This window comes from Promicromonospora sp. NPDC060204, assembly GCF_042728455.1.
In the GTDB taxonomy this organism is placed as follows: Bacteria; Actinomycetota; Actinomycetes; order Actinomycetales; family Cellulomonadaceae; genus Promicromonospora.
This window is the reverse complement of record NZ_JBHWZO010000364.1, coordinates 1-4850: the sequence shown is the minus strand read 5'-3', so window position 1 is coordinate 4850 and position 4850 is coordinate 1. Positions and strand designations below refer to the sequence as shown.

The 4850-nt window shown below is 74.0% G+C and carries 6 protein-coding genes and 1 riboswitch; of the genes, 5 read left to right on the top strand and 1 reads right to left on the bottom strand.

Annotated features, from left to right (window positions below):
- Positions 1-101: 101 nt before the first annotated feature.
- A riboswitch (TPP riboswitch) is annotated at positions 102-204 on the top strand.
- A gap of 111 nt (positions 205-315) precedes the next feature.
- The 4 genes from ACFWEJ_RS27255 to ACFWEJ_RS27240 are packed head-to-tail and all read left to right on the top strand — an operon-like array spanning position 316 to position 3180.
- Positions 316-609: an MTH1187 family thiamine-binding protein gene (locus ACFWEJ_RS27255; RefSeq protein WP_377232308.1), complete on the top strand. Its 294-nt coding sequence runs from the start codon at positions 316-318 to the stop codon at positions 607-609.
- A complete protein-coding gene (locus ACFWEJ_RS27250) occupies positions 606-1379 on the top strand; it encodes an ABC transporter permease (RefSeq protein WP_377232307.1) in 774 nt (257 codons plus the stop codon). Before ACFWEJ_RS27255 ends, ACFWEJ_RS27250 begins: the two co-directional genes overlap by 4 nt.
- The gene (locus tag ACFWEJ_RS27245; protein ID WP_377232306.1) at positions 1376-2446 is read left to right on the top strand and encodes an ABC transporter substrate-binding protein; all 1071 of its coding nucleotides are present in this window, start codon (positions 1376-1378) and stop codon (positions 2444-2446) included. The genes ACFWEJ_RS27250 and ACFWEJ_RS27245 overlap by 4 nt, the downstream gene beginning before the upstream one ends.
- Positions 2443-3180 carry an ABC transporter ATP-binding protein gene (locus ACFWEJ_RS27240; RefSeq protein ID WP_377232305.1) on the top strand — a complete coding sequence of 246 codons (738 nt, stop codon included), beginning with the start codon at positions 2443-2445 and terminating at the stop codon, positions 3178-3180. The genes ACFWEJ_RS27245 and ACFWEJ_RS27240 overlap by 4 nt, the downstream gene beginning before the upstream one ends.
- 38 nt (positions 3181-3218) lie before the next feature.
- On the opposite strand, the gene ACFWEJ_RS27235 is transcribed toward ACFWEJ_RS27240, so the two are convergent.
- On the bottom strand, positions 3219-3524 hold the full coding sequence (locus ACFWEJ_RS27235; RefSeq protein ID WP_377232304.1) for an ArsR/SmtB family transcription factor: 306 nt from the start codon (positions 3522-3524) through the stop codon (positions 3219-3221).
- A gap of 68 nt (positions 3525-3592) precedes the next feature.
- Between ACFWEJ_RS27235 and ACFWEJ_RS27230 the strand changes: the two genes are divergently transcribed.
- Positions 3593-4780, top strand: a complete 1188-nt coding sequence (locus ACFWEJ_RS27230) for an MFS transporter (protein ID WP_377232303.1) — start codon at positions 3593-3595, stop codon at positions 4778-4780.
- Positions 4781-4850: the final 70 nt, after the last annotated feature.

Sequence of the window (4850 nt, the reverse complement as noted above, 5' to 3'; positions counted from 1 at the left end):
GGCTTTCTTCGCTTTCAGGCTGCTGAGAGCGAAGAAACCCGGGCCTCAAAGGTGATCAGGCTTCCGCATCTCCCGCGAGCAGCGGTACCGTGGCCCCGCCAACGCGGGGAGCTCGGGGTAGCCGGGCTGAGAGGAAGGCCTGGGCACCACGCCCGACGCCGTCGACCCGATCACTTGAACTGGGTAATGCCAGCGGAAGGACGTGCCTGGCGGCACGGGCGTTCGGTCGAGGCCGTCCCCTGCGCAGGGGACGTGGTCGCGCGCCCCCTGTCAGGAACCGGCGACCTCTGGCATGCCCGTGCACGGAGGTCGCACATGCTCGCCGAGATCCAGGTCTCTCCCCGCCCCAGCGGCACGCCCGACGCGAAGTACGCGCACGTCGACGCCGCCATCGCCGTCATCCAGGCCTCCGGGCTCACCTACGAGGTGGGCGCCATGGGCACGTTCGTCCAGGGCAGCCCCGACGAGGTGTGGGCGCTGCTGCGCGCCGTCCACGAGGCGACGCTCGCCGCCGGCGCGGACGGCGTCCAGTCCAACATCAAGGTCAGCCAGGGCGCCGACGACGCCGGCCCCACCATCGCGGACCTCGTCACCAAGTTCCGGGCGTGAGCACGCGCGCCGTCGCGCGGCGGGCCGGGCGCGTGCTCGCCCCGCTGCTGACCGTCGCGGCGCTGCTCACGGTGTGGGAGGGCTGGGTGCGCCTCGCGGGCGTGCCCGAGTTCGTGCTGCCCGCGCCGTCCCAGGTGGCCCGCACCGCCGTCGAGGTGGCGCCGCTGCTCGGGCCGCACGTCGTGACCACGCTGACCGAGGCCGCGGCCGGGCTCGCGCTCGGCGCGGTCGCCGGCCTGCTGCTGAGCATCGTGGTCACGGCCTCCCGGGTGACCGGCGACGCGGTGTACCCGCTCGTCGTGCTCACGCAGACGGTGCCGGTCGTCGTGCTCGCGCCGCTGATGATCCTGTGGGCGGGCTTCGGCCTGCTGCCCAAGGTGATCCTGGTGTCGCTCACCGTCTTCTTCCCCGTCCTGGTCTCGGCGGTGGGCGCGATGCGCGCCGTCGACGCCGAGCACTCCGACATGGTCGCCGGCCTGGGCGGTACCCGCCTGGACCAGTTCCTGCTGGTCCGCCTGCCCGCGTCGGTCCCCGGCGCGCTCGCGGGCCTCCGGGTCGCCGCGACCTACGCGGTGGGCGCGGCCGTGGTCGCCGAGTACCTCGCCGGGCAGTCCGGCCTCGGCGTGTTCGTGCAGCGGTCCCGCAAGGCGTACGCCGTGGACCAGATCTTCGTGGGCGTCGTGCTGATCGCCCTCCTGTCCGGCCTGTTCTTCGCCCTCGTCGCCGCGCTCACGCGCGTCGCGACGCCGTGGCAGAGAGGAAAATCATGAACCTGCCCCGTACCCCCGCCCTGGCCCTCGCCGCGCTCGCGCCCCTGGCGCTCGCCGGCTGCGGTGCCGCCGCGGGTTCGGCCGACGCGGCGTCCGACGGCGGCCTGCGCGAGGTCACCGTCGTGCTCGACTGGACGCCCAACACCAACCATTCCGGCCTCTACCTGGCCCAGTCCGAGGGCTGGTTCGAGGAGGAGGGGCTCGACGTCGAGATCGTCGAGCCGGGCGAGACCTCCGGCCTGCAGCTCGTCGCGGCGGGTCAGGCCGACTTCGCGTACTCCGTGGCGGAGGGCCTGGTCCCGGCGCGGGCGGCGGGCGCCGACGTCGTCTCCGTCGCGACCGTGATCGAGCACAACACGTCGTCCCTGATCAGCCTCGCGGACGACGGGATCGCGCGGCCCAGGGACCTGGAGGGCAAGCGGTACGGGTCCTACGAGTCCGACCTCGAGAAGGCCCTGATCAGCAAGCTCGTGGAGTGCGACGGCGGCGATCCCGCGGAGGTCGAGTTCACGCCGCTGGTCAGCGACGACTTCCGCATCGGCCTCACCGAGGACCAGTTCGACACCGCCTGGGTGTTCGACGCCTGGGACACGATCCGGCTGGGCGAGGTGGACGGGCTCGACGTCGACACGATCGCGTTCCGCGACCACCTCGACTGCATCCCGGACTGGTACACGCCGCTCGTGGCGACGTCCCGGTCGCTGCTGGACGAGGAGCCGGACGTCGCCCGCGGGTTCCTGGCCGCGCTCGCGCGCGGGTACGACGAGGCGGCGGCCGACCCCGACCGGGCGGCCCAGGTGCTGCTGGAGGCCGCGCCCGAGCTCGACCCGGAGCTGGTCGGGGCGAGCGCGCGGTGGCTCGGCCCGCTGTACGCGTCCGGCGAGTGGGGCGTGCAGCGCGCCGAGGTGTGGGACGGGTTCGTCGGCTTCCTCGAGGAGGAAGGGCTGACCGAGCCCGGGTTCGACACGAACGCGGCCTGGACCGACGACTACCTGCCGGGCGCGGGCGGCTCCGACGATGCGGGTGACGCCGACGCGGGCGACACCGACGCGGCCGGCCGGCCGTGAGCGTGCTCGCGGCACGCGGGCTGAGCGTCCGGTTCGGCGGCGTCCTGGCCCTGGACGGCGTGGACCTCGCGGTGGCCGACGGGGAGTTCGTCGCCGTCGTCGGCCCCTCGGGGTGCGGCAAGTCGACGCTGCTGCGCGCGCTCGGCGGCATGCTGCCGCCGGGCGCGACGGTCTCGGGGGAGCTCACGCTCCCCACGCTGCCGGACGGCGGAGCCGCCACCGCGTGGATGCCGCAGCGGGACGGACTGCTGCCGTGGCGCCGGGCGTGGTCCAACGCCCTGCTCGGCGCCCGGATCGCGCGGGTGCCGCGGGCCGACGCCGAGGCGCGTGCCGCCGAGCTGTTCGAGACGTTCGGCCTGGCGGGCTTCGAGCGGGCATGGCCCCACGAGCTGTCGGGCGGGATGCGGCAGCGGCTCGCGCTGCTCCGCACCTGCCTGGCCGGGCGGCCCGTGCTGCTGCTCGACGAGCCGTTCGGCGCGCTGGACCCGATCACGCGGCGGCGGATGAACGAGTGGCTGGCGGGGGTCGGGCTCGCCGACGCCGGCCGTCCGGGCGCGCCGTCCGCCGGCGTCGGGCAGCGGGCCGTGGTGCTCGTGACGCACGACGTGGACGAGGCCCTCGCCCTGGCCGACCGCGTGGTGGTGCTCGGCGCGCGGCCGGGCCGGGTGGTGCTGGACGCCGCCGCCCCGAGCAGGGACGAGGTGCTGGCCGCGCTCGAACGGCTGCCGCGCTAGCGGTTCCGCGTCGGAGCCTGGCGGTCAGCGCTCGGCGGTCAGCCCTCTGCGAGCACGGCGGCGATCAAGCCCGGGAACTTGTCGTCGAGCTCGTCGCGGCGGAGCTGGATCGCGTGGGTGCGGCCGTGCACGATCGTGCGCGTGAGGCCCGCCTCGCGCAGCGTGCGGAAATGGTGCGACATGGTCGACTTGGTGAGCTCCAGGCCCCAGGCGTCGAGGGTCTTGGGCTTGGGCTCGCCGTCGGCCAGCTTGTGCACGATCTGCAGGCGCACCGGGTCGCCGAGGGCCTTGAGCACGTCGACGAGCTCGACCTCGGCCATGTCCGGGCTGGGGTAGTCACCCATCACTCACCTCGACATCGGTCCGGTCAAATAGTTCGACAACCATCGAACTATCACGTACGCTCGATGGTATGACGTTCATCGAACAATCATACTCGCTGCGGGGCGCCTATCTCCGGATCTCGGCGATCGCGGCGGCGCTGTTCGTGGTCGGCACGAACGCCTTCGTCATCGCGGGCGTGCTCCCGCAGATCGCCGACGGGATCGGTGCGAGCACCAGCTCCGTCAGCTACTCCATCTCCTGGTACGCGATCATCGTCGCGGTCGTCGCACCGGTGGTCTCCGTGCTGTTCGCCCGTGCGTCGCGTGCCGCGCTGATGGGCACGGGCATGGGCCTCATCGCCGCGGGCATCGCCCTCTCGGCGATCGCCGGCGACCTCACCGTCTTCACCGCCGGGCGCGTCGTCGCCGCGTTCGGCGGTGCCGCGCTCATGCCCGCCGCGATGGCGGCCGCCCCCACGCTCGTGCCCCCGGAGCAGCGCGGGCGCGCCCTCGGTGTCGTCGGCCTCGGGTTCATGCTCGCGACCGCCGTCGGCTCCCCGCTGGGCACGGCGCTGGCGGCCCTCGGGAGCTGGCGGCTCGCCCTCGGCATCCTGGCGGCGCTCGCGGCGGTGCTCGCCATCGTCGTCGCGGTGCTCGCCCGGACCGTGCCGACCGGGTCGGTGCCCGGGCTCGCCGCCCGGTTCGCGGTGCTCCGCGACGTCCGGATCGGCCTGGCCCTGATGACGGCCCTGCTCTTCACCGCCGCGTTCAACATGGTCTACATCTTCAGCTCGGCCGTGACGCGCGGCGTGACCGGCGGCAGCGGGACGGCGCTCGCGACGCTCCTGCTGGTCTTCGGCGCCGCCGGGCTCGTCGGCAACTGGCTGGGCGGCTCCCTCACCGACCGGATCGGGGCCCGGCCCACCGCGGTCGGCGCCCTCGCCGTGGTCGTCGTCTCGCTCGGCGCGCTGTTCGCGGCGGAGGACTCGTACCTGGGTACCGCCGTGCTGTTCGGGGTCTGGGGCCTGGGCACCGCCACGGCTCTCGTGCCCATCCAGCACCGCCTGGTCGACGTCGACCCCGCCGTCGCCGGGGTGTCCCTGTCCTGGTACTCGACGGCGATGTACATCGGGATCGCGGTCGCGCCCGTCGTCGGGGCGTCGGTGCTGCCGTTCGGCGCGGCGTGGCTGGACCTGCTCGGGGCCGGGGCGGCCGCGGCAGCGCTCGTCGTCTTCGCCCTGGGCTACGCGCTGCCCCGCCGGGCCGCCCTCGCCTAGGACGCGCCCCTCTCATCCCCTTTGAGGCCCGGGTTTCTTCGCTTTGCGGCTGCTCAAAGCGAAGAAACCC

What these genes read in the sequence shown, in the direction of transcription:
- ACFWEJ_RS27230 (WP_377232303.1), top strand. Translation starts at nt 3,593, where the DNA reads ATGACGTTCATCGAACAATCATACTCGCTGCGGGGCGCCTATCTCCGG.
- ACFWEJ_RS27235 (WP_377232304.1), bottom strand. Translation starts at nt 3,524, where the DNA reads ATGGGTGACTACCCCAGCCCGGACATGGCCGAGGTCGAGCTCGTCGAC.
- ACFWEJ_RS27255 (WP_377232308.1), top strand. Translation starts at nt 316, where the DNA reads ATGCTCGCCGAGATCCAGGTCTCTCCCCGCCCCAGCGGCACGCCCGAC.
- ACFWEJ_RS27245 (WP_377232306.1), top strand. Translation starts at nt 1,376, where the DNA reads ATGAACCTGCCCCGTACCCCCGCCCTGGCCCTCGCCGCGCTCGCGCCC.